The sequence below is a fragment of the Singulisphaera rosea genome, from assembly GCF_054877945.1.
On the sequence record NZ_JBTYIP020000001.1, the window covers coordinates 156376 to 181794 of the forward strand.

19 protein-coding genes are annotated in these 25419 nt (G+C 64.2%); 14 read left to right on the forward strand and 5 right to left on the reverse strand.

Going from position 1 to position 25419, the window contains the following annotated elements:
* Positions 1-211: 211 nt before the first annotated feature.
* Complete coding sequence (locus ACYOEI_RS00635; RefSeq protein WP_462847312.1) at positions 212-1102, forward strand: DUF1559 family PulG-like putative transporter; 891 nt, start codon at positions 212-214, stop codon at positions 1100-1102.
* Between the two features lie 23 nt (positions 1103-1125).
* Positions 1126-1563 (forward strand): hypothetical protein, encoded by a 438-nt coding sequence (locus tag ACYOEI_RS00640; protein WP_462847313.1) that lies wholly within the window; start codon positions 1126-1128, stop codon positions 1561-1563.
* A 29-nt stretch (positions 1564-1592) separates the two neighbouring features.
* On the opposite strand, the gene ACYOEI_RS00645 is transcribed toward ACYOEI_RS00640, so the two are convergent.
* Both ACYOEI_RS00645 and ACYOEI_RS00650 read right to left on the reverse strand, forming a co-directional pair.
* Positions 1593-3806, reverse strand: coding sequence for a serine/threonine-protein kinase (locus ACYOEI_RS00645; RefSeq protein WP_462847314.1), 2214 nt, complete (start codon positions 3804-3806; stop codon positions 1593-1595).
* Positions 3807-4280: 474 nt separating this feature from the next.
* On the reverse strand, positions 4281-4667 hold the full coding sequence (locus tag ACYOEI_RS00650; RefSeq protein ID WP_462847315.1) for a response regulator: 387 nt from the start codon (positions 4665-4667) through the stop codon (positions 4281-4283).
* Positions 4668-5002: 335 nt separating this feature from the next.
* Between ACYOEI_RS00650 and ACYOEI_RS00655 the strand changes: the two genes are divergently transcribed.
* From ACYOEI_RS00655 to ACYOEI_RS00670, 4 genes are all read left to right on the forward strand, one after another.
* Entirely contained in the window at positions 5003-5992 is a 990-nt protein-coding gene (locus ACYOEI_RS00655; protein WP_462847316.1) for an alpha/beta fold hydrolase, read from the forward strand.
* A gap of 354 nt (positions 5993-6346) precedes the next feature.
* The gene (locus ACYOEI_RS00660) at positions 6347-7615 is read left to right on the forward strand and encodes a M24 family metallopeptidase (RefSeq protein ID WP_462847317.1); all 1269 of its coding nucleotides are present in this window, start codon (positions 6347-6349) and stop codon (positions 7613-7615) included.
* 358 nt (positions 7616-7973) lie between these two features.
* Positions 7974-8801, forward strand: a complete 828-nt coding sequence (locus ACYOEI_RS00665; protein ID WP_462847319.1) for a site-2 protease family protein — start codon at positions 7974-7976, stop codon at positions 8799-8801.
* Positions 8792-8998, forward strand: a complete 207-nt coding sequence (locus ACYOEI_RS00670; protein WP_462847320.1) for a hypothetical protein — start codon at positions 8792-8794, stop codon at positions 8996-8998. Before ACYOEI_RS00665 ends, ACYOEI_RS00670 begins: the two co-directional genes overlap by 10 nt.
* A 165-nt stretch (positions 8999-9163) precedes the next feature.
* Here ACYOEI_RS00670 and ACYOEI_RS00675 read toward each other — a convergent pair whose 3' ends face one another.
* The 3 genes from ACYOEI_RS00675 to ACYOEI_RS00685 form a co-directional block, all read right to left on the reverse strand.
* Positions 9164-9781, reverse strand: coding sequence for a 3-keto-disaccharide hydrolase (locus ACYOEI_RS00675; RefSeq protein WP_462847321.1), 618 nt, complete (start codon positions 9779-9781; stop codon positions 9164-9166).
* Positions 9782-9951: 170 nt separating this feature from the next.
* Positions 9952-11151, reverse strand: a complete 1200-nt coding sequence (locus ACYOEI_RS00680) for a hypothetical protein (protein ID WP_462847322.1) — start codon at positions 11149-11151, stop codon at positions 9952-9954.
* Positions 11152-11224: 73 nt separating this feature from the next.
* Positions 11225-12151 (reverse strand): LOG family protein, encoded by a 927-nt coding sequence (locus tag ACYOEI_RS00685; RefSeq protein WP_462847323.1) that lies wholly within the window; start codon positions 12149-12151, stop codon positions 11225-11227.
* Positions 12152-12412: 261 nt separating this feature from the next.
* Between ACYOEI_RS00685 and hemE the strand changes: the two genes are divergently transcribed.
* The 8 genes from hemE (at position 12413) to rfbA (ending at position 25371) form a co-directional block, all read left to right on the forward strand.
* The gene (gene hemE, locus ACYOEI_RS00690; protein ID WP_462847324.1) at positions 12413-13483 is read left to right on the forward strand and encodes a uroporphyrinogen decarboxylase; all 1071 of its coding nucleotides are present in this window, start codon (positions 12413-12415) and stop codon (positions 13481-13483) included.
* Positions 13484-13697: 214 nt separating this feature from the next.
* The gene (locus ACYOEI_RS00695; protein WP_462847325.1) at positions 13698-14768 is read left to right on the forward strand and encodes a DUF1559 family PulG-like putative transporter; all 1071 of its coding nucleotides are present in this window, start codon (positions 13698-13700) and stop codon (positions 14766-14768) included.
* Between the two features lie 141 nt (positions 14769-14909).
* Positions 14910-15548, forward strand: coding sequence for a sigma-70 family RNA polymerase sigma factor (locus tag ACYOEI_RS00700; protein WP_462847326.1), 639 nt, complete (start codon positions 14910-14912; stop codon positions 15546-15548).
* Complete coding sequence (locus tag ACYOEI_RS00705; RefSeq protein ID WP_462847327.1) at positions 15545-17245, forward strand: serine/threonine-protein kinase; 1701 nt, start codon at positions 15545-15547, stop codon at positions 17243-17245. Before ACYOEI_RS00700 ends, ACYOEI_RS00705 begins: the two co-directional genes overlap by 4 nt.
* Before the next feature lie 1945 nt (positions 17246-19190).
* Positions 19191-21479: a CRTAC1 family protein gene (locus ACYOEI_RS00710; protein WP_462847328.1), complete on the forward strand. Its 2289-nt coding sequence runs from the start codon at positions 19191-19193 to the stop codon at positions 21477-21479.
* 174 nt (positions 21480-21653) lie between these two features.
* The gene (locus ACYOEI_RS00715) at positions 21654-23003 is read left to right on the forward strand and encodes an APC family permease (protein ID WP_462847329.1); all 1350 of its coding nucleotides are present in this window, start codon (positions 21654-21656) and stop codon (positions 23001-23003) included.
* A gap of 371 nt (positions 23004-23374) precedes the next feature.
* The gene (gene rfbB, locus ACYOEI_RS00720; protein WP_462847330.1) at positions 23375-24484 is read left to right on the forward strand and encodes a dTDP-glucose 4,6-dehydratase; all 1110 of its coding nucleotides are present in this window, start codon (positions 23375-23377) and stop codon (positions 24482-24484) included.
* On the forward strand, positions 24481-25371 hold the full coding sequence (rfbA, locus tag ACYOEI_RS00725) for a glucose-1-phosphate thymidylyltransferase RfbA (protein WP_462847331.1): 891 nt from the start codon (positions 24481-24483) through the stop codon (positions 25369-25371). The genes rfbB and rfbA overlap by 4 nt, the downstream gene beginning before the upstream one ends.
* Positions 25372-25419: the final 48 nt, after the last annotated feature.

Below are 25419 nucleotides of genomic sequence, written 5' to 3' on the forward strand. Positions count from 1 at the left end.
GTTGGGGGGAAACATGCAACGCCGCGGCCGGCGTGGCGAGCCCCCAGATGTCACCAATCCGGCTCGACGCCGCCCGTTGACAACGCTGCATACCGGCTTCCTTGACAGTCGGATTCCCGAGGGCCCTCCATTCCAACCAACGTGCCCGAAAGCGGACGTCCCCCGTCCGACTCGGGCATCCCCACTCCTCATCCATTCCCAGGAGCCGCACATGCATCCTTCGCGAACTCGGGGCTTCACCCTGATCGAACTGCTGGTCGTGATCGCCATCATCGCGGTGCTGATCGCACTCCTCCTCCCCGCAGTGCAATCGGCTCGCGAGGCGGCACGCCGCGCCCAGTGTATCAACAACCTCAAGCAGATCGGACTGGCCGTCCATAATTATCACGATATCAACAACACGATCCCCACCCACAATGGGAAGACCGAAGGATCCTGGATTTTGGAGATGCTCCCGAATCTGGAACAGACGAACCTGTTCAACCTCTACAATTTCAGCCCTGCCATCATTACCACGCCTTGGTGTTCGCCATCGAACATGACCGTCATGACCACGCCCTTGAGCGTCTGTGCATGCCCGAGCTACGCGGGTCCGATGACCCAGTTGGGGCAGGCCGACATGACCGGGCCGGCGGCGACCTGGCTGGTCGCGGGCACGTGCTACAAAGGATGCACGGGTGACAACACGATGGGAGGGATCTTCGTGACCCCGTTCTCCCTGCTCGGAGATGGCTCTCCCCCGACGTTCCGGGGAGTTTTCTACCGCTACGACGGGGGGCCCATGAGCTTCGCGTCCATCACCGACGGCCTGAGCAACACCTTCCTGGCCGGCGAGGCGCTGCCGAACAAGTGCAAGTGGAACAACTGGGCCAACGGCAACCAATCCGTCGGCTACTGCGCGATCCCCTTGAACCAGATCACGTACAACAATCCCAGCGATTGGAGCACGTGCATGGGATATGCCAGCCAGCATCCGGGCGGCGGTAACTTCGCGTTCGCCGATGGCTCGGCCCGATTCGTCAAGACCACCGTCAACTACCAGAATTACATGGCGCTCAGCTCGAGAGCCGGAACCGAAATTGTCAGCAGCGACGCCTATTGACCCAGGAAGGTGGGGTATACCCGATGCCGAGTTCCATCACCAGACGGGGTTCCTCCCTGGTCCTGGCCGTCGCCGCGAGCCTGGGGACCATCTCCGGCTGCGGCTCCGAAGCCGAGGAGTTTCCCGAGACATTCCCCGTCACGGGAAAGGTCTCGCTACGCGGTGAGCCGTTGACGAAGGGGGCGATCAGCTTCGTCCCCACGAACGGGAGGCCGGCGACGGCCACCATCGAATCCGACGGGACCTATCACCTGAGCACATTCAAACCCGGCGATGGTGCGGTGCCCGGCCCGTACCGCGTGACCGTCAGCGCCACCGACACCGACCCCATGCAAATGCCCCGCCCCGGAGACCCGCCGCCGAAGAACCTCGTCCCCAAGAAATACGGTCGGACGGCGACGTCGGATCTCAACGCGACCGTGGAAAAGAAACCCAACGAGATCCCATTCGATCTCCGCTGAGGTCGATTTCCGACGCGGTCATCGCACCATCACTCGGCCGAATTCGCACCGAGGGTTGGAGTCTTCGCTTGAGGGAGCTGAGGATTTCGGAGTCGATGCATCAGCTCCCGATAGCCTGAGTGGTGGCGGATCGGTGCGAGGGCCTCGTCGGTCTCGATCAGGCCGAGATTTCGGGGCCCTCGCGTCGCCGCCAGCTCGAACGCCAGGGCTGCGACGGCCCGGTCGCCGCATTGCCGTCGCAGACTCGCCGCCCCATCCCCTTCGATCTGAGAGATACAGGTGGAGAGGGCCTTCGCCAGCCAGATCGGCTCTTCCACAACTTCGGGATTGAACTCGCACAGTTCCTCGGCCACGGCGGGTATCTCGGATCGGCGACCGCGATCGGCCAGGAGATTGACGCGGAGGAGGAGCAGCCGGACGGCGACGTCGGGCACTTCCGCCCGGGCACGCGCGGGCATGTCGAGGATCACGGCCGCCGCGTCGCAGTAGGCGATGTCCCGCTTCAGCGTATTCAGGTAGCGCAACTCGATCGCGGCCTGCCCGTCGAGCTTACCTTCGCGCTCGAGCCGGCCCAATCGTTCGAGGACCTGCCGGAAGAGGCGTGCTGCGTCCTGGAAACGACGCTCGTCCCGGTTCAACCCGGCGAGGTTGTATTGCACGTGGATCAGGCGGAGATGGGACTCTCGGTCTTCCTCATCGAGGGCGACGGTCCGCAGGGCGTAACCTTCGGCAACCTCGAGATTCTTCCTCGCCTCGACATAATTATGTTCGTGCATAAACACGATCGCGGCGTTGTGCGTGCAAATTACGTGTTGGCTCTCGATCGCCTTCACGGCCGCGATCCGGAGGCGTTGCTCGTCGTCCTGCATTCCGATGAGCAGGAGGACGAATGCGAGTCCGAGTGAGGCGAGCGAAATGACGAGGGTCGGACGACGCTTGACCCACTTCCAGGCCCGCCCCCAGGCCGGAATCGGCCGTGCCATGATCGACTCGCCATCGAGGAATCGTCCCAGGTCGTGAGCAAGATCGATGGCCGAGGCATAGCGCTGTCGAGGGGCTTTCTCCAGGCACTTCAGGCAGATCGTCTCCAGGTCGCGCGGGATCTTGGGTTGCAGACGCCTCGGTGGGACCGGCTCCTGGGTGAGGATCTGACCGATCATGGCGAGGGGTGTCACGCCCTGAAACGGCGTCTGACCGGTCAGCATTTCATAGAGGATGATTCCCAGGGCATAGATGTCCGTGGCGGCCGTGACCTGTTCGGGTTTCCCCTGGGCTTGTTCGGGGGCCATGTAACCGGGGGTCCCGAGCAAGTCGCCGGATTTCGTCTGCTCGACGGAGTGTTCCAGGAGCTTGGCCAGGCCGAAGTCGGCGAGTTTGGGCACGTTTTCCTCGGTGAGGAGGACGTTCGCCGGCTTCAGGTCGCGATGCACGATCCCACACTGGTGGGCATAGCCGAGTGCACAGGCGAGGGTCTCCACGATTCGGGCGGATTCGAGCGGATCTTGCGGGCGACCGGCGATCCGGTCGTGCAGATTCCCCCCGGAGGCGTACTCCATGACCAGGCAGGCCATGCCCTCGACTTCGCCTCGCTCGTAAATATGAATGATGTTCGGGTGATGAAAGCGAGCCGCGGCCTCGGCCTCGACCTGGAAGCGTCCCGCGGTCCGGGGATCGATTCGGGCACTGAGGTTGAGGATCTTGATCGCCACCAGGCGTTTCAGGTTGATTTGCCAACCTTTGTACACGGTCCCCATGCCGCCTCGGCCCAGGATGCTCAGGATCCGGTAGCCTGGCATGGAGAAACCAAGCGGGAGCGAGCCACCCACTTCGAGCACTTCGGACTCGGCGTCCGCGGCGACTCCGGCACATTCCGTTTGCACGGGCGGCGGCACGCTCCACAAGGCACGATGGACCGCGACTTGCCTCCGAAATCGGTCGGCGAAACGGGGGAAGCGCCAGGTAAACTCGGCGACCTCGGGGGCCTCTCCCAGCGCGCTGCGCAGCCAATACTCGCCGAAGACCAGTTCGAACGCGGTCTCGTCCTCCCACGAGATTTCCGGATGCCGCCGCAAGTAGGCCTCGGCTGGGATCCGCATCCCCGCGTGCCAATGACGCTCCTGCGTCTCCCAGAGTGGTTCGGGCGAATCCGGATCCCTCGGCTCTCGAAGCTCGCTCTCGAGTACGCGCGAGCTTCCGGAGCTATCCAAAGCCGGAAGGTGTGGGTGATCCGTCTCCGGGGTCATTGCGGCGATCCTGGGGGGATGAGCATACCCGAACGAGCCGGCAAGAAGCACTTGCTCGATTCGAGACGCGAGGGCTCATATCCGCAAACCGAAGGGCAGAGATTCAAGGATCTGATCGAGAGGACGGACGGAGGAGACGATTGCTACGAACGGAGGACCGCTTCCGACGCGGTCGGGCGCGTAAGATTCCTCCCATTGCGACCTATCGATTATTCCCGATCGGAGCACGTCGTTCAAGACTCGAGCAACGCCCACGACTGGTGCCGAGAGAGGCATCCGGGCCCGACGAGCGTCGCGACTTGAACAAGCATCGGGTTTTGTTTGAAGGAAAGGGATCGAGAGGGCGGCGTGGCCAGGGCGTCGCGGGCCCCGACCCGGCCACAGGTCTTCGGGCGTAGGTACTGTCGACGAGCTGTGCTCTGCGGGGAGGGCTTCCTCGGTCACGGAGCGACTGCGATTCGCCCGGGTCTTCGGTCAGCCGACCTGCAAGGCCCGGAGCCGGTCCAGCAAGGTCGGGAGGTCGATGGGCTTCGTCACGAAGTCGACGGCCCCGGCCTGCCTGGCCTTGATCTCGGCTTGCTTCGAGGAGTCGGCCGTGATCGCCAGGATCGGGAGGTCGGCCGTCTTCGGGTTGGCCTTAAGCTTTTGGATCAGCTCGACCCCATCCATCCCAGGCATCATCAGGTCGGTGACGACCAGCTGGGGATGGAAATCGCTCACGTATTCGAGCGCTTCGAACCCGTCGTTCGCCTCCATGACTTCGAAGCCGTGCATGCGCAGGAGCCGGCCGAACGCATACCGGAGGAACGGGGCATCCTCCACGAGTAGTATTTTCATGCTCTTATTATAATTCGCCCACATGGGATTGCTATCTCCGTCGCATGGGACTCGAGTCAACCCGCACTCCAGTGAGTCGGCTCCGCCAACCGCCCTGAACGATCCTCAAATCCTCGGTCAACGATCGGTCTCGATGCCGCGACCGAATCCGCGAAGTTTGATTGAGCAAATACCGGACCAATCGCTTCGAGAGACCAGCCTCATTCAGGTCCACGGATCCCGCACGATCGTCGCGATTCACAGAACCATCCCGACGAAAGCGGAGCGGAGCCCTTGAAACGGGCCGAGTGCGGGCCCTAGGATCACTCAACAACGTTGACGAGACACCTTGTTCGGTTGCAGCGGAGGCCTTTCCCGTCATGTCCTTTCCCTTACCCCTACGGCTTGGGACCGCCCGCATCCTGGGGTCGTCCTGGACCCGAGGAATCGCCTGGGGATGCCTCCTGGCGGCGACGGGCATGCTGGTGAAGGCCGAGGCCACCCGCCCCGAACTCCCTTCAGGGGTCGTTACCCACGGCGACCTCCTCTACCGAGTTTCGGGGGGTCGAAAAGTCCGGCTCGACCTGTATCTGCCCAATCGCCCAGCGCCTCCGGAAGGCTGGCCAGCGGTCGTCGCCATTCACGGCGGCGGTTGGCGAGGGGGGAGCAAAGAACTTGTCCGACCGATGGCCATCGAACTTGCCCAGCACGGTTACGCCGTCGCCGCGATCGACTATCGTCTCTCGAAACCCGGGTCACCGAGTTGGCCCGACAACTTCGAAGATGTCCGTGAGTCCGTTCGTTGGCTTCGCCAACATGCGTCCGACTACGGAGTCGACTCGGACCGAATCGCCGCCCTCGGATCGTCGGCCGGCGGGCACCTCTCGGTGTTGCTCGGGGCGTATCCGGACGGCCCCGTCCTCCCCGAAGGACGCCCTCGGACTCCGTCCGATGATCGGGTTCGGACGGCTCCGCACGCGTCGGCGCGGGTCAAGGCCGTCATCGATTTCTATGGCCCCGTCGACCTTGCAAACCTGCATCCCTCGGCCCCCGACTCCGGATCACCCGTCCCGCTGATGCTCGGCGGACGCCCCGCAGCCGTACCCGGGCGTTGCGAAGCGGCGACTCCCCTGACCCATATCTCAAACGACGATCCGCCGATGCTCCTCATCCATGGGAACAAGGATTCGCTCGTCCCCCTCGAGCAGTCCGAGAAGCTCGCCTCGGCGCTCACCGAATCGGGCGTGCCACACCGGTTGATCGTCGTCGACGCGGCCCGACACGGCTTCGGGTTTAAGGCCGGAGACCGTGACCTCCTCCCCGACATCCTCGCGTTCCTCGACTCCACCATTGGCAAGTCGTCCCAGTAGGCTCGTCCCGCCCCCAATGCCTCAGGCCCCGACCCGATTGACCAGGTCGGTTCGGCCCGCGCGAGGCGGTCGTATCTCGGTTGAGATCGGGGCGGCCCGGCCGGACGGAGTCGGTCGGCGCCGCCCAATCCTGTTTAAACTCAGATCAACCCAAGTAAAGCTTGGCCGGTCGCGGAGTCCCTTCGAAAGCGTGCATCTCCCGGCCCTGCAGGCATTTTCAGCATGACGACGACTTGCTTTTCGACCAGGGACGTGGAACGATGGCATTAAGCCTTTCCGACGCGTATTCCGGGTGTCGATCGGGACGATCACCCCAGGGCACGCCTCACGATCGAAAAAAATGGAGGCCGTCGCGTGGCATCCGGATCCCATGTGACCGGGATGTCTCCCCCCCTTTCCGGGGCGCCAGACCTCTCCGACGGATTTGATCGGGTCTTGCACACGGCGGGAGACCGTCCGAACACCGACACCCTCCCCGCCCTGTCCGATCCGACCGTCGACCATGCCGACGACGATCTGGCGGAGCGGCGTGAGGATATCGACGAGAAGCATCGCCGGATCGCTGCCTACCTCGACGCTACGGGCCAAGATGCCGTCGTCCTCGGCCGTGCCGACTCGATCGCCTGGTTCACGTCCGGTGGCGACCTCGGGCAAGACCTCGGATCCGAGGTGAGCACGGCCCTGCTCTATGTGAACCGAGGCAGCCGGGCCGTCGTCACGGACAACGTCCAGAGCGCCCGGATCTTCGAGGAAGAGCTGGCCGGCCTCGGCTTCCAGTTGAAGGAGCGGCCCTGGTACGAGGAGCCCGAGCGGGTCATCAGCGAGCTCGGGCACAATAAGCGCCTCGCCTGCGACCTCGGGCAGGCCTGCTACCCTTGGCCACGCGACGGCGGTCCCCTGCGGGCCCTGCGTCGGCCGCTTACCGGGCTGGAACGGCAACGGCTCCGCGAGCTCGGCAGGACGCTGACCCTGGCCGTCGAGGCGACGTGCCGCAACTTCGACCGGGGCGAGAAGGAGGCGGATGTCGCCGGCCACCTCGCGCATCGACTCGTCCGCGAAGGGGTCGTTCCCGTCGAACTTCGCGTGGCCGGCGACGACCGGCCCGCGCGATTCCGTCAGCCGACCTTCAAGGCGGCCCCGATCGACCGGCGTGTGACGATCAGCGCAACCGGGCGACGCCATGGGCTCTGCGCAACGGTATCGCGTTCCGTCTCGTTCGGTCCGCCCGACGAGACATTTCGAAACTGCCACAGCCTCTGCGCGATGGTCGACGCCACCTGCATCTATTTCTCCAAGAACGGCGAAACGATCGCCGAGGTCTTCCGCCGCGCGCGTCGGATCTACGAAAAATTCCAACATGCCCACGAGTGGACCCTCGATTATCTCGGATTCCTGATCGGATACCTCCCGAGAGAGATGCTGCTCCTCCCCGACAGCGGCCTCGTGCTCGAGCATGGCACGCCCGTCTGCTGGAGCCCCAGCGTCGGGCCCGCCCGCTCTTGCGACACCATGGTCGTCGACCGTAGGGGCCTGGAGTTGGTCACGGCCGCCCAGAACTGGCCGCAGATCGAGGTCTCGGTGAAAGGGTTCGTCATCCCCAGGCCCGGCATCCTGGAACGCTAATCCCCCCCGCGATCAAAGTTCCTCCCCCTTGGCGTCGCGGCCCCACTCGGGAGCGCCTGGACGTCCCACGGACGGTCGCTCACCCACCTCTCGGTTCGGTCTCAATCGCTCGGCAGCTCCGCCTTGGTCGCCCCGTTTGCTACGAAAATCGTGATCCACCCGCACAACACGGGTCGTCCTTAGTGCGAAGCACGAGAGGCTGACCGTCTTGTTAGGGTGAAACGATTTCACTCCGCCAGGAGTCAAAGACGAAGGAATCGGCCCTGGAGATTCGCCCGGGCGAACTATTCGTCCAGAACAAGCGAACTACAATAAGACAGAGGAGGGTTCGCCCTTCGATGAAAGGATAAGGTGTCGAATGAGCATGTCGTGGAAGTTGGGTCGCGTGGCGGGGATCGACGTCTACGTCCACAAGACCTTCCTGCTCCTGCTGGCGTATCTCCTGGCCTCCTACGGCGAGGTCCAGGTCCTTTTGCTCGCCCTGTCCGCTTTCGGTTGCGTGCTCCTTCACGAGTATGGGCATGCCCTGATGGCGCGTCGGTTCGGGATCGAGACCGAAGATATCACGTTGTACCCAATCGGCGGCGTCGCCAGACTTCGACGCCTGCCAAGGTCGCCCGGTGCCGAGTTGGCCATCGCCCTCGCCGGCCCTGCGGTGAACGGGGCAATCGTGATGCTGATCTTCCTGCTCGGGCTCTCGGGTGTTCTGGACCCGCTCGTAACCTCCCCCGCGTCCCGTGCGTTCGTCGTCAACTTGATGGTGGTGAACGTCTTCCTCGGCGCCTTCAACCTGATCCCCGCGTTCCCGATGGACGGTGGACGTGTCCTTCGGGCGATCCTGAGCACCTGGCTCGGCAGGGCCCGGGCGACCGGCATCGCGGCAGGGATTGGCCAGGCGCTCGCGATCCTGTACGGGGTCTACAACTTCGGACTCGCCGTCTTCGACGGGCAATCAGGAGCCTGGCTCCAGGTGTTCCTCGCGACGTTCATCTACATCGCCGCCGGCGCCGAGTTGAGTCGGGTCATCGCCGAGGAACGCGGCCGTCATGGCCAAAGCGACGATTCCAACGACACTGGCTCGGCCCCTCCGGGATTCCGCTGGGTCAGCCGAGGCAAGGGCGTCTGGCAGCTCGCCCCGATTACCGTCGACGCGCGGGTGGACCGAGGCGGGACACGATGGCCCTGAAACCAATCGTCGAACTCGGGGTGGCCGAAGCCTATGAGCTCCTCACCGTGCGATTCGGCTTCGAGATCCCCCCGCCCCTGGACGCGATCGAGAACGAAGACTGGGGGCGGGATTTCCTCCTGAGCCACTTCCAAGCGATCCCGGCCGAAGCCCTCGCCGAGGCCGGGCTCTCTTGGGAAGACGTCAGCGACTCTTGAGGAAGGATGAAGCACGGGGGGGGAAGCGGACTCATCAACGGATGACAAAGACGGACGCAGATAAGATTAATTCTAAAACCAAAAATTATTTGACATACTAGATCGAATTGTTTTTATACGTGTTCAATCCGTGGCTAGAAATGCCCGGCCCTATCCACGACCGCCTCAAGGCTTCGACAATTCCTTGATCTTCAGCTCGCGCCACTCGAACTGCCCATTTTCGCCTTGCAAGCCGAGATAACCTTCGGGCAGGCTGATCGCCTCCGAGACGGTGACGGCCATCCCGTTCAGGCTGACTTCGGCGTGCTTCCCGACGACTTTCAGCGTGAGCTTCTGCCACTCCCCCACGCCCTTCATGACCGACTTGAGGACGTCAGGCTTCCGCTCCGAGGTAGGGGGCGGGGTCCCGTGGCCGAAGATCATGAGGTTGTTCTCGCCGTCGACGACCTGGAGTTGATATCCGCGCGACGGCCAGAACGGTTCCTTGTCGGCGCTCTCGAGGCTGGAGCGGAAGAAGATCCCGCTGTCGGCCCCTTTCTTCAGGGCCCGATACTCGGCCTGAAATTCGAAATCCTTGTAGAGCTTGGCCGAGCGGAGCCAACCGGTCCCGCCGTCGTGGAAGATCGCCCCGTCCCGGACGGAGACGCGATCGGTATGTTCGGGGGTCCATCCGCTGAGTGTCTTGCCGTCGAAGAGGCTCTGGAACGTCGGGTCGGCGCCCGAGGCTGCGCCCAGGAACACGACGGCCGCGATGACCGCGAGTCCTCGGATCCGGCATGTCATCGATCGATCCCCTTCGTCAGGGCAGAGTGCTTCGCGAACCGCCCCGGACGTCACCGGCTCTCGGGCGAACTCGCGCGGCCTTTGAAAGATTATCGAACCCCGATCGGGCTCGCCAGTGGGCTCGTGGGACAGACGTCGAAGGCCGTTGGAGTCGGGCGAATGGGAGGCGGTCAGGCGGGAGGGTCGAGAGGGCCGGTTTGGAGCAGGGCGGCCGTGTAGTTGACGAGGTTGCCGTGATCCCTGGCGATCCTAGCGAGCCGGTCGGGTTGCCCCGCCTTCTGGCAGAGCGTGGCGACGCCGGGGCACATGAGGGCCGAGTCGGGCAGATCTCCGAGGCGTTCCGCCGCCAGTTCGATCGCTTCGTCGAGCCGCCCCAGCCGCACCAGCAGGCCGACCAGCACCTGAGCGGCGGGGGATGCATCCCGACCCTCGGGATCGGGCGGGCCGAGCTTCGAGCGGAAATGGGCGATGGCCTCCTCGACCTCCTCCCCCACCAGGGCCCGGAGGTACACCGCGTGGTCCTCGTAGGTGTTCTCGAACGGGACTTCTCCCTCATATCGATGCCTGGGGGAGAGCCTGCGGCCGTATTCGGTCAGGCCGACCGCCAACGAGAGCGTGGCCGGGTCCGACACAAGCGGGGCGAGGCGGACCGTCGCGGCCAGGTGGGAGACATCGATGTGATACGCATCATCACTGAAGAGCCAGTCCCGGCCGGAAACCAGGCTCGAAATCGGGGTCCCGACCGCGGGTAGTGGCTGGCCTCGATGCGTGATCTCGGCGCGGAGGCTCTCGGTCAGGTGGGCGTGGAGTTGCCGGATCAAGAGGTCGGCACAGGCGACTCGAGTTGCCTCGTCTTGCGGCAGGTGCTCGAACGCGGTGATCGCGGAACACGTCCCGTAATGCGTCAGGATCAGCTCGAATCCTCGACGAGGGTTCGCCCCCTGATTGAAGGCGACCTCGACGATCGGTCCGAGTTGTTCGTCCGACTCGCCCGGCGAAAACGCGTCGATGGCCTTCGAGACCAGTTCGGGCTCGCCGATCGCCCGGAAGTAGGGCCAGGCGGCGGGAATATCCCCCGAGGCGAGAAGACGCCCTCCGACGGTCCGGATCGCGTCGACGTAACGCTCCTCGTATTTCGATCGGGTCGGTTCCGGCACGTCATTGAGCGACCCGACCTGCACGAGCGGGAGGCCGAGCTCATGCCTCGCCTTGAGCAGCAAGGCGTCCAGCAAGGCACGCGACTCTCCCCGATCGCTCAGGAGCCCGATCAGTCGGTTGAGCGTGGCTTCGGGGCCCGAGTTGCGAAGGGCCTCATCCAGGGCCCGGAACGGCGCGGCGTCCTGTTCGGTGAGGGCGGGGGCGTCGAGCATCTCTCGGGCTCCTGCGGCGGGGGGATCCAGGCAAGCCAATCGGTCGGGGATGGAGGCTCGACGACCCAATAATTTACTGGGCGTCGGCCTTGGCGGGATCGGGAGCGGTCGACGGTGCTCCAGGCGGGTCGGCGTCGAGCTTCGCCCCTTCCGACTTCTTCCAGGTGGTCCAGCACCGTGTATTATAGCAGTCAACGATCACGTCGCGGGCCTCGTCCGTCGAATCGGTCACGATCAGGAGGTTCAGGTCCTCCGGCGAGATCGCCCCTTCGGCCAACTGGGTCGCCTTGATCCAGTCGAGCAGCCCCTTCCAGTAGGAGGAGCCGAAGAGCACGATCGGGAACCGCTTGATCTTCCGGGTCTGGACCAAGGTCAGCGCTTCAAACAGCTCGTCCAGCGTACCGAACCCGCCGGGAAAGATCACGAACCCGTTCGCGTATTTCACGAACATCGTCTTCCGCACGAAAAAATAGCGGAAGTTGATCGAGAGGTTTGCATACGGATTCTGCGACTGCTCGAACGGGAGCTCGATGTTCAGCCCGATCGAGAGCCCGCCGGCCTCGGCCGCACCTCGGTTGGCGGCCTCCATGAGACCCGGGCCGCCCCCGGTGATCACCGCGAAGCCCGCCTCGGCCAGCTTCCGCCCGAGGATGCAGGCCTCGGCATAGTACGGGTTGTCGGCCCCGAACCGCGCGGAGCCGAAGACGGCGACCCCCGCCCCGACCTCGGCCAGGGCATTGATCCCGTGCACGAATTCCCCCTGGATCCGGAGGACCCGCCAGGGTTCGCTGTGCGTGAAGGCCGCCATCTCGGGCACGCTGGCCTTCGGGAATGTCGGCACCGCCCGGTTGAGCAGTTGCTCGTCCTCGGTCTCTCGACCGGGCGGTCGGCCCTTCGGGCGGGAGGCGTCCAGCACCGACTTTCGAGAATCCTCCGATGTGCCGTTCTTGTTGGTATTCGGGGTCGTCCCCGCCGTTTCGTTCGAATCATTTCGGTCCATCAGGCGACACTCATCACGGAATCATCGGGCGTATGTCGCCGGCCCGCGTAGGCCGCGATCATCGAAATCCCATCAATCGACCCGTTGACTAATTGTACCGCCGAAACCCGGAGGGACCACCCCCGCGGACCTCGGCGGCCCGGGCGGCCTCGGACCTAACGGAGACCAGGGGATCAGGCCCTGGCATTCCCTTGATGCGACGCGCTGGCGTATGATGGCGGCACATGACGACTGGAACCGCCTCGAGACCGCAATCGCACCATGCCAAGCCCTGCCCTCCCCTCCTTCGAAGAGCCGCTCCGAGATAGCCTCCTCCTGAAAGCCTGCCGGCGAGAGTCGACACCGACCACTCCCGTCTGGCTCATGAGGCAGGCCGGGCGGTATATGGCCGAGTATCGCGAGCTCCGGGCCAAGGTCTCATTCCTCGAGCTATGCAAGGATCCCTCACTCGCGACCGAGGTCACCGTGACGGCCGCCGAGCGATTGGGCGTCGACGCCGCGATCCTCTTCGCCGACATCCTGCTCATCCTCGAGCCGATGGGCCTCGACCTCGAGTTCGCCAAGGGGGAAGGGCCGGTCATCCACAACCCGGTGCGGACCGGCGAAGATGTCGATCGTATTCGCCGCCTGGGCGATGTCACTCCCCTGGACTACGTCTTCCGCGCCGTCACGTCGATCCGCTCGGCCCTCAAGCCGAACATCCCGCTGATCGGCTTCGCCGGGGCGCCGTTCACGCTCGCGTGCTACGCCATCGAAGGGGGAGGGTCTCGGCACTACGAGAAGGCCAAAGCCTTCATGTATCGCGACGCCGGCGCGTGGGACGCGCTCATGGAGGTGCTCGTCGACGGCACCACGCTCTACCTCAACGCCCAGGCCGAAGCGGGTGCCCAGGTCCTCCAACTGTTCGATAGCTGGGTCGGCAACCTCAGCCCGGACGACTACCGACGATTCGTCCAGCCCCACATGCGCCGACTCATCGGCGGCCTCGCCCCTGGAGTGCCCGTGATCCACTTCGGGACCGACACAGGCTCATTGTTGGAACTCCAGCGCGACGCGGGGGGCGACGTCATCGGCCTCGACTGGCGCGTCGACCTGACGAAGGCCTGGGAACGACTCGGCCCAACCGTCGGAGTCCAGGGTAACCTCGATCCCATCGTCCTCTTCGCGACGATCCCCGAGATCGAACGCCAGGCCCGTCGGATCCTCGACCAAGCGGCGGGACGACCTGGCCACATCTTCAACCTCGGCCACGGGATCCTACCCCACACGCCCGTCGACCACGTCATCGCCCTGGTCGACATCGTCCACTCGTACAGCCGCCCCGCCGAGTAAACCGCCCTTCTCCACGCCCGTGGATCTAGCCATGTCGCGGGCGGTCATGGCCGCCTACTCGGCTCCCCTCGGAATCACGTGTTCGAGAAAAGTTTGATTTTTGCGAATCAAGTGTTCGCAAAATGTTCTTCACCCCGTTAATTTCATCGGTCTGGCGGGAGTTTCCAGGGCGGAGCTCCCGGTCGAAGTCGCACCGAGATCGCGAGAGGACACGATGAAACACCAAGGACTCACCCGGCGTGACGGGGGAGGGCGAGGCTTTACGCTGATTGAGCTGCTGGTCGTGATCGCGATCATCGCGGTCTTGATCGCGCTGCTGCTCCCGGCCGTCCAGGCCGCGCGCGAGGCGGCCCGGCGGGCCCAATGCGTCAACAACCTGAAGCAGATCGGGCTGGCGCTGGCCAACTACGAGAGCGGCGAAGGAGCCCTGCCCCCGGCGGGCAAGTCGACCTATTTCGGGTCGAATCCGCCGAACAACCAGTTCGTCGACGGGGTCTCCGTCTTCCCGAGGATCCTCCCCCAGTTGGAAGCGGCCCCGACGTTCAACGCGATCAACTTCTCGTTGGACTACAACCATCTCAGCGGCGCGAACTTCACCGCGTACAGCACGGTGATCAACGCATTCCTCTGCCCTTCGGCGTCGCGCGTCCCCTCGGGAGGTCGTGATTCCGTCGAGCCGGATGATCCGGCTTCGAGCCGGGCCGGCTTCGGATATGGCGTCACCGACTACGGCGCGACCTGCGCGACGACGATCGACCCTCTCGGCCGAGCCGGCTTGCCGAGCAGCACACCGATCGCCAACTATCGGAACACATCCGCCCGGGTCAACGGCCTGCTCAAGCAGGGGATGACCCGACTCTCCGAGGTCACGGACGGCCTTAGCATGACGATCGCCATCGCCGAAGACGCGGGACGGGACGATCGCTTTATCAGCGCATACGCGGAGAACTTCATCACGCCGGCCTTGACGGTGAACCGCCCCGTCCCCCAGGGCCAGCGCCGGTTCTGGCGCTGGGCCGAGCCGGACAATGCGATCGTCTCGTCGTCGACGATCAACAACAAGGGGACCCCGAGCCACGGCGACACCCCATATGCCCAATCGGGCCCATCACTGGGCTCCGGCGCCGGTGCGGATGACGAGATCTTCGGTTACCACCCCGGCGGCGTGAACGCCCTCTTCGGCGACGGCTCGGTCAAATTCCTGAGGGAAGGCCTGAACATCGTCGTCCAGCGGTCGTTGATCACGGCCTCTGGAGGCGAGGCCATTTCCAGCGACGCCTATTGAGAAATCCCCTTCTTAATTAGGGTTGGGCGACCGGCGCGCGGTCGCCCAATAACTCACCAGGATTGGCTTGAGGGTGCGCGCTGCCGTTGGGACCGATATACTCGAAGGGGCAATCCGAACCGTCCTTCGAGTATGTTCCTCATGTGGCCCGACGCGGACGAGACCCAGGTTCTCCTAAGGGGCGTCGAACAGGAGGCCCCCAACGCCGCGGGACGGCTTTGGGAAAGGCATCGCGGGCCCCTGAAACAGATGATTCGACTCCGGCTCGACCCGATGCTGGAGCGGAGAGTCGACGCCAGCGACGTGGTCCAGGAGGTCCTGCTCAAGGCCGATCAGCGCCTCGGCGACTATCTCCGGAACCCGGCGATCCCGTTCCCTCTCTGGCTCAGGCAGATCGCTCGCGATCATATGATCGACGAGCACCGACGCCATCGAGGTGCGGCGCGTCGGAGCATGGATCGAGAGCAATCCTTGGCGATCGCCGCATTCGCGGACCGATCTTCAGCCGTGCTCATGGCCGAGCTCCGCGACCCGAACCCGACGCCTGCGGCCGACGCACTACGCCGAGAGCTTGAGCGGCGATTCCAAGAGGCCCTCGGTCGACTCGGGGACGACGATCGCGAAATCATCCTCCTCCGCCACTTCGAGCAGCTCTCCAACGGAGAAATCGCCCGACTCCTCGGCCTGAGCGAGCCCGCAGCCGGGATGCGACATCTTCGAGCATTGCGGAAGCTCCGGGCAATCCTGGGCGAATCCCCATCCAAGGAGCCCGTCTCATGACGGCTTCTCCCAAAAGAGTCAACACACCTGAACCGGAAGACTTCCCTTCCGATTCCGAGTCGAGACTCGCGGCACTCCTCCAAGGCTTGATCGACGAGTTCCGTGACGGGCGTGAACCGGACGTCGAACGCACCGCTCTCGCCCATCCCGAACTGGCGGAGGAATTACTCCACCTCTGGGAGGCATCTCGGCTCGCGGAGGAAGTCGCGCGATCAGCCTGGGAAGAATCGCCGACGGACGACTGGGTGTCGGTCAGGGCTGGATCCCGGCCGGCGGCTCGCGAAGAAGTCCACGTCCCTCGGGTTGGCAATCATGTCCTCCTCGACGAAATCGGCCGGGGTGGGATGGGGGTCGTGTATCGGGCTCGTCAGGGGGAGCTCGGCCGGATCGTGGCGCTGAAGTGCCTACTGGGGGGGTCCGTGTCGCCGAGCAGCCTGGCCCGATTCCGCGCCGAGGCCGACGCGGTGGCGCGGCTCTCTCATCCGCACATCGTGCCGGTTCACGACGTCGGTGAAGAGGAAGGCCAGCCGTTCTTCGTGATGACCTACATCGAGGGGACAACCTTGGCCCGTCGCCTGGCGGACGCGCCACCCTCCCCCCTCGAAGGGGCTCGGCTCCTGACCCGGGTCTGTCGCGCCGTCCATTATGCCCACACCCAGGGGATCCTCCACCGCGACCTCAAGCCCTCGAACATCCTGATCGATCTCGAGGGACAGCCTTACGTCAGCGACTTCGGCCTGGCGAAGCAGTTCGATTCCGAGGCCGGCCTTACCGAGAGCGGGGCGATTCTGGGGACGCCGAGCTACATGGCTCCCGAGCAGGCCTCGAGAGGACGGGGCTCTGTCGGCCCGGCGAGCGACGTCTACGGCCTGGGGGCGATCCTCTACCAGATGTTGACCGGTAAGGCACCATTCGTCGCCTCGTCGCCGGTCGAAACAATCCTGCTGGTCCTCGAGCAAGACCCGGTCCCTCCTCGGGTGATCAACCCGAAGATGCCACTCGACCTCGAGATGATCGCGCTCAAGTGCCTCCAGAAATCGGCCGACCAACGCTATCCTTCGGCGGCGGCGATGGCGGACGACCTCGACGCGTTCCTCGCCGGGGAGCGGGTCTCGGCCCGATCGACAAGCCTCGGGTCTCTCGCGGCCAGGCTTCTGGGCGACACGCACCACGCGGACGTCCTCGAGAACTGGGGGATGCTTTGGATCTACCACAGTATCGCCCTCGTCGTCTTCTTCGGATTGACCAATGTCCTGCTCTGGCGCGGGGTGACGTCGCGCTGGCCTTACGTCTCCATCTTTACCCTGGGTCTGGGGGCGTGGGCGGCCGTCTTCTGGACGCTTCGTAGGCGCGGAGGCCCGATCCGTTTCGTCGAGCGGCAACTTGCGCATATCTGGGGCGCGGGCGTGCTCGGCATCAATCTCATTTTCCTCGTCGAATGGCTCCTTCGCCTACCCGTCCTCTCGCTATCGACGATGTTCGCCGTGACCAACGGGATGCTCTTCATGATCAAGGGCGGCGTCCTATCCGGCTGCTTCTACCCGCAGGCGGCACTCACCCTCCTCGCCATCTTCCCCATGGCGGCGTTCCCTCACTTCGCTCCCTTGATCTTCGGGCTGGTGAGTGCTTACTGTTTTTTCCAAACCGGTCTGAAGTATCATCTCCGTCACCGCCAGGCAGAACGGCTCGCTCGATGAACGGCCTCAACAATAGATAGAAATTCATTATCACCAATGACCACAATTTGGCATTGGCTCATGTAGCGAGATCGGTGCCGAAGTCAACCCGTAGGTTGGGCATCGCCCACCAGTCTTTCCCGGTGACGATCGAGGGCAGGAAATTCGTCAACTCGCTCCGCCCGAGGTTCGATGGCTGGTGACGTCTACCGGGCCTCCAGGAATGCTGGTGGGCAGTGCCCACCCTACAAGGAGCCAGCACCGGTTTCGCTTCATGGGCCTCGGCATCTTCGGTTCGTGGATCCGTCGGGCTCAGGATGACGAATTCCGGATGACGTTTTCCGTCGGGAGCGCGATCGGTGACATGGCGACGGTCGTCCCTTGTCCCCAAGGGCCACCTTAAGTATGGTAAGCTTAGGAGTGATTTGATTCGCGAGTGTCACTACTCCCCTTCAATCTCGGCCGATCGGCCGGAGCTTGATGACGACGTCAGGATGGCACCACTCGATGAGGTCCACCGCGGAAAGTCGACGGGGACGACTCTCGGTCGGAGTACCCTTGGTGCTCCTGGCGGGGATCGTGTTCGCCTGTCGACCGGCCGAGGCAGGGTGCGCCTCGCATGCTCGAGTCGCCGTCCACTCCGACGGAATCGACGGGGGTTTGGAAGCAATTGATGCCGCCGGTAAAACTCGGGAATCTCGGACGCCATCGGCCCCCGAGCGACCCTCGCCATGCACGGGTCCAATGTGTTCCGGTCGGCCGACCATCCCCCTCTCCCCGGTTCTCTTAGATCACTATCCAGCGAGTCCTCGGGCTCTATTACACATCCCCATCCGGCTGGAATCCCCCGAACCTGAGCGTTATCCCTCGGACGATGGCGTTGTCCGGCCTACCTCCCTCGGACTTGGCGTTTTCCACCCGCCTCCGTTCGTCCTCACCCTCCCCGATTCCGACTGACTCATCGCATTCCGGGACATTCCATTCGGCGCGGGCCGATTGGGATCGGACCGGAGTTAGCCGTACGTTCCCTCTCCGAATGCGGGAAGCCGTCGATCGGGCCCCTCCGGACTCGATTTGGATCGGGATTCCGCGCCTTGAATGCGGAACGACATGTTCGGTGATCGACCTCGACAACTGGTCAGTCGAGCGACCATGGCACTCTTGGTGTCCTGGTTCTGTGGTCTCGCTGCGCCCGCTCCGGCTCGGGCGGGATGTGGTCACGGCCTCAACGACCAATCCCGCGTCGAGATGGAGTCGGTCCGACTCGGACTGCTGGAGCGATTCAGCGACGAGGCTCATTTCGACACGACCCCGGAACCTGAGCAGCCCGCTCACCCGGGCCCTTGCTCTGGGAATTGGTGTTCGGGACGCCCCAACCTTCCGGTAGCGCCCCAATCAGTGGAGCAACGTCTCGCGGGACGCTGGGCGTTCCACGAACCTCACCTGTCACTTGACGTTCCTGGCCGCTCGTGGCCACCTCGAATCTGCGAAGACATACGTCCCGTCAAGGTTTCGACCTCGATCTTCCACCCTCCTCGACATCCGGATTCCTCCTCCCATCGTGAGAACTCGTCGACGGACTAAATTCGGTCCGTATTGACTCGACGTGCGCGTCCGTTGCGACGGGACGGGTGAGTCGATGCGGGCACTCGGTCCGATCGCGTGCCCGAGTTTCACGAGGGGCCGGCCATGCCGATAGAGTCCATCACTCTATCATATTTAAACTTATAATATCAAACATTTCCGTCGAACTTCATCCGGAAGGCGTCCGATACCCTTCGCGCCCAGAGAGTCTTCCCGCGCCTTGCGGCGTCGAATGAGTCGGGAAGGTATCGGCGGCTTCCGGAGTCGAAACAGCGGACGGATTGGGAACGAGAGTACCAGGAACGACTCGGTCGAACTCCCCGAATTGGGAGGTCCTGAAGTCCTTCCCGTTGCAGGATCGACTCGGAGGTTCCGTAGGACGATGACTTCACTGACACGAAGATTCGGCTCGGCGTCGAAGATCCTTGCCGGCGTGATCCTGGTGCTGGCGATCGGGATCTTCGCGCTCAATGCGTCCCGCGAGACGGCATCCGGCCACTCGAAACCATCGGCGCCCTCCGCGGTGAAGCCGGTGTCAACCACGGTATTCCGTGAGCGTATGCCGTTCGACACCAGCGGTTACTCTCTCGTGGTCCCAAGGGTCAAGCCATGGGAACCTTTCGCCTCCCTGCAAGAAATCGGCGACCACTGGAAGAATGCGGGTGCCAAGATCAATGGGGCGATCGATGCGCATCTCGCCACGATCAAGAGCAAGGACGCCACTCCCGGTTCGTTGATCCCCGTGCTGATCAACAAGGCCGTGCTGTATAACTACGAGGGCGAGCCCGACAAGGCCTACGTCCAACTGGAAAGGGCCCGATCGCTGCTCGGTGGCGACCCTTCGCTCGAGTCGCGGTGGCTCTATACGATCGCTTATCACCAGGGGGTCGCCTCCTTGCGACGCGGGGAAAACGAAAACTGCATCATGTGCCGAGGTGAAAGTTCGTGTATTTTGCCGATCTCGACCAAGGCGGTCCACACGAACCCGGACGGATCTCACCGGGCGATACGCCACTTCACCGAGTACCTCGAGAAGTTCCCGAGCGACCTCGAGGTCCGCTGGCTTCTCAACCTGGCCCATATGACCCTGGGCGAACATCCCGAGGGAGTCGACCCTCGTTTCCTCATCTCGCTGGAGAGGTTCACCAAGTCGGAGTTCGACATCGGCCGGTTCCGGGACATCGGCGACCGGGTTGGCGTGAACCGGCTGAATCAGGCCGGCGGGGGGATCCTCGAGGATTTCGACAACGACGGCCTGCTCGACCTCGCGGCCACCTCCTTCGACCCGACCCAGGTGATGGCCTTCTACCGCAACCAGGGGGACGGGAAGTTCGAAGAGCGGACCGAGTCGGCCGGCCTCACCGATCAGCTCGGCGGGCTATTCTGCGGCCAGACCGACTACAACAATGACGGTTACATGGACATCTTCATCCCCAGGGGCGCCTGGTTGCCGCTGCCGATGCGCCCGACCTTGCTCAAGAACAACGGCGACGGCTCCTTCGCCGACGTGACCGAGGCTGCGGGCCTGATGGACCCGGTCAACTCCAACTCGGCGCAGTGGGCGGACTACGACAACGACGGATGGCTCGACCTGTTCATCTGCTGCGAGAACCAGCCCAATCGCCTCTACCACAACAAGGGCGATGGGAGCTTCGAGGAGTTGGCCATCTCGGCGGGCCTGATCACGAATCAGTCGTTCTGCAAGGGGGCGAACTGGATCGATTTCGACAACGATCGATATCCCGACATTTTCATGAATTTCCTCAACGGGTCCGGCCGTTTGTTCCGCAACAACAAGGACGGGTCGTTCAGCGACGTGACCATGCCCATGGGAATCAACGGGCCCCGGATCGGCTTCTCTTGCTGGGCCTGGGACTACAACAACGACGGATGGCTCGACATCTGGGCCTCCTGCTACGAACGGACGTTGAAGGACGTCGTCAAGGGGATGATCGGTGAGCCCCACGGGCTCAACTCCAACAAGCTCTACCGCAACGAGGGGGGCGAGCGCTTCGTCGACGTGACCAAAGAGGCGGGATTGGACATGGTCTTCGCGACGATGGGGAGCAATTTCGGCGACTTCGACAACGACGGGTTCCTGGACATGTATCTCGGGACGGGTGAGCCGAGCATCTCCACGCTCATCCCTAACCGCATGTTCAGGAACGTCGGGGGGACGCGCTTCGCCGAGATCACCGGCTCCTCGGGGACGGGGCATCTCCAGAAAGGACACGGGGTCGCCTGCGGCGACTGGGATCGCGACGGCGACACCGATATCTTCATCGAGATGGGAGGCGCCATCAACGGCGACAAGTACCACAACGTCCTCTTCGAAAACCCCGGCCAGGGGAACCACTGGCTGACGGTCAAGCTCGTCGGCAAGAAGACCAACCGGGCGGCGATCGGGGCCAGGATCAAGGTGGTCACCGCGGGTGAATCACCGTTGACCGTCCGTCGACTCGTCTCGACGGGCAGCAGCTTCGGCGCGAATCCGCTCCAGCAGACGATTGGCCTCGCCAAGGCCGACCGGGTTGCGACCTTGGAAATCACCTGGCCGACGAGCGGGACGACCCAGGTCTTCCGCGACATCCCCACCGATCAGGCCATCGAGATCACCGAGTTCGCCGACAACTACAAGTCGCTCGGCTGGAAGCCGATCGCATCCAAGTAAGCGAGCTCAGGACGCCTGGCGAACGCTCGAGATCTCCAGTGCGTTCCGTCCACCCTCTTTTCAGGCCCCGGCTTCACGACGACGATGTGGACCGGAAATGGGCGGTCCACGGGGCCTCGCGAGCGGCCGGGGCCTGTTCGGGATCCAGGCAACGATCGAGAGGGTGCGGACCTCATGGCGAGTGTTGAAGGCACAACGGACCAGCCGGTCGGGACGCTCCGGCGGCAACTCGGGGTCGCCTCGGCGACGGCGGTGGTCGTCGGGGAAGTGGTCGGCGTGGGGATCTTCCTGACGCCGGCCGAGATGGCCCGGTCACTGGGCTCGCCCGCCATTCTGCTCGCGGTCTGGCTCGCGATGGGAGTGATCACGCTGGCAGGGGCCCTCTGCTTCGGAGGCCTGGCGGCCCGATTCCCCGAGGCCGGGGGAATTTATGTCTACCTCCGAGAAGCCTTCGGCCCTCGTCCGGCGTTCCTGTTCGGGTGGATGTCGCTCCTGGTGACCGACCCCGGCATCACGGCCGCCCTCGCCACGGGGATGGCCGCGGCATTCAAGGACGCCTTCGGTCTCTCCCCGCTCGGCCTCAAGGCCATCGCCGTGGGGGTCATCCTGGTTCTGGCCACGATCAATGCGGTCGGACTCGGCGTCGTCGCCAGACTCCTGCGAGGTCTCGTGCTCCTGAAGCTCGGGATCCTGGCATTCCTCGCCATCTGGGGATTCGGACTCGGCCGCGGGGATTGGTCGAACGTCTTCCCGCTGACCCTCCGAAGATCGGGGGCGGAACCCCTCCCCGGTGCCCTCATCGGCGCGATGATCTCCGCCTTCTTCTCGTTCGGCGGGTGGTGGGATCTGAGCAAGCTGACGGGGGAGGTACGGGAGCCGGCGAGGACCATCCCGAAGGCATTGACTTGCGGCGTCCTGACTGTTACAGGCATTTATATTTTGGTTAGTTTCGTTTTCATCTACCTCGTGCCGCTCTCGCGGATCGGTCGGAAGGATACTTTCGCCACGCTCGTCGGCGAGGCCTTTTTCGGCCCGTCGGGTACGGTCCTGTTCGCGGGGATCGTCGCCATCGTCGTCTTCGGAAGCGTGGCGGCGATCCTGATGGCTGCCCCTCGCGTGTACTACGCCATGGCGCAGGACGGCCTCTTTCCGCGTTCGCTCGCCGCGATTCACCCGAAGTTCGGCACGCCCGCTCGCGCGATCGCCATCCAGGCGATCCTCGCCTCGGCCCTGGTCATCTCCGGGACGTTCGAGCAGATCCTGGCCTACTTCTTTTTCGTCACCGTGGCGTTCCTCGTCCTGACCGTCTTGGGCGTCTATCCTTTGGCCCGAAGAGACGGCAACGATCTCACGCTGAGGAGCAGGATCCCGGGCTACCCGATCACCCCCCTGCTCTTCCTGTTTCCCATCGCCTTGCTTCTCGTCCTTTTGGCAGCCGGCAGGCCGGTGCAAACCCTCCTCGGGTCGGTCGTCGTATTGCTCGGCCTCCCCGTCTATCAGTTCGCGTTCCGGCGGCGGGCCTGACCCGAGCACTAGGACCGATCGGAATCCTCTCGAGAGTCGACCCTACAGTCGCCTTGACATACCTGGGGTCGAATGCTAGTTTCCCGCCGACGTCGGGGTCGATCGGCGTATCGCCCTCGAGTCGGCCCGGGCCATGAACGACTTGGCCTGGGTCCTCGACGGCGGGCTGGGGTTCTGCCCGGAGTCGCGGCAGGAGGTCGCGACAGGGGGAACCGTCGCCTCAGACTCCCGAACCAAACGCCCGAATCGCGAGCGACCGACGACCGCGTCGGTCGGCTGCTCACGCACCGAGCCCAGGACTCGAGGCGTCTCGACGCGCCGCGAAGACGCGAGCGCCGAGTTCCAAGACCGGCCAAACCGCCGAGGGATCCATGATCGAAATGCCGGAGACCGTCGACGCGAACGGCGAGGACCGCCCCGGGACCGTCCTGGTGACCGGTGGGGCGGGCTTCATCGGGTCGGCCCTGGTCCGACAGATGATCCGCGAGTCAGAGCTCGACGTCGTCAACGTCGACAAGCTGACCTACGCCGGCGACCTCGGGTCCGTCGCCGAGGTCGCCTCCAACCCCCGGTATCACTTCGAGCGCGTGGACATCTGCCAGGCCGACGAGGTCGCCCGGCTGTTCGAGCAGTACCAGCCCTCGGCCGTCGTCCACCTGGCCGCGGAGTCGCACGTCGACCGCTCGATCGACGGGCCGGCCGAGTTCATCCGGACCAACATCGTCGGGACGTTCACGCTGCTCGAGGCGGCGTACGCCTACTGGAAGTGCACCACGGGCGAGGCTCGAGGGCGGTTCCGGTTCTTGCACATCTCCACCGATGAGGTCTTCGGCTCGCTCGGCGAGACGGGTTTCTTCACGGAGGAGACGCCCTACCAGCCGAATTCGCCGTACTCGGCGAGCAAGGCGTCGTCCGACCACCTGGTGCGAGCGTGGAACCATACGTATGGGCTCCCGACGCTCATGACCAACTGCTCGAACAACTACGGCCCTTATCAGTTCCCCGAGAAGCTGATCCCGTTGATCATCCACAATGCCCTGGCGGGGAAGCCGCTGCCAATCTACGGCAAGGGCGACAACATCCGAGACTGGCTCTACGTCGACGACCACGCCAGCGCCATCCGCCTCGTGCTCGAGACCGGCAAGGTCGGCGAGTCGTACAACGTCGGCGGACACAACGAGAAGACCAATCTCGAGGTGGTGACCACCATCTGCGCGATCCTTGATGAACTCGTTCCCGACTCGCCGCATGCCCCGCACGCGGGGCTGATCCGGTTCGTCCAGGATCGCCCCGGGCACGATCGACGCTACGCCATCGACGCGGGCAAGATCGGGCGAGAGCTCGGGTGGATGCCTCGGGAAAGCTTCGACTCGGGGTTGAGGAAGACCGTCGAGTGGTATCTCCGGAATCGGACTTGGCGCGGGGACGGCCCGGCCGGCCAGAACCGGGGCGAACGACTGGGCCTGGGGGTAGGACGATGAAAGGAATCATCCTCGCGGGAGGGTCGGGGACCCGGCTCTACCCACTGACCCGCGTGGTCAGCAAGCAGTTGCTCCCGGTCTACGACAAGCCCATGATCTACTATCCGCTCAGCACCCTCATGCTGGGGGGGATCCGCGAGATCCTGATCATTTCCACGCCGTCGGACCTGCCCCGGTTCCGCGAACTGCTCGGCGACGGCTCCCAGTGGGGGATCTCGCTCGAGTACGCGATCCAGCCCCAGCCGGACGGCCTGGCCCAGGCGTTCGTCATCGGCCGGTCGTTCGTCGGGGATCAGCCCGTCGCCCTCGTCCTGGGGGACAACATTTTCTACGGCCATGGCCTCAGCGAGACGCTCCAGAACGCCACGAGCCGGACGAGCGGCGCGACGATCTTCGGCTACTACGTCAAGGATCCCGAGCGCTATGGCGTCGCCGAGTTCGACAGCCACGGGCGCGTCGTCGGCCTCGAGGAGAAGCCGCCGATCCCGAAGTCGCACTATGCGATCACGGGGCTCTATTACTACGACAATGACGTCCTCGACATCGCCAAGGACCTCAAGCCCTCGAAGCGCGGCGAGTACGAGATCACGGACGTGAACCTCGCCTATCTCGAGCGAGGCGACCTCCATCTTGAACTCCTGGGCCGAGGCGTCGCCTGGCTCGACACCGGGACGCACGAGGCGCTCCTCCAGGCGTCGGACTTCATCCAGATCGTCGAGCAGCGGCAAGGCCTGAAGATCGCTTGCCCCGAAGAGATCGCCTACCGCATGGGCTACATCGATGCGGGCGAGCTCATCCGCCTCGCGGAGCCGCTGCGGAACGAATACGGGCGTTACCTCCTCGGCCTCGTCCGGGAGCGTCCGGCCCTGTCGGCGATGGCCGGCTGAGACCGGTCGTCGCGCGGAAAGACTCTCAGACATCTTCGCGCCCGAGGG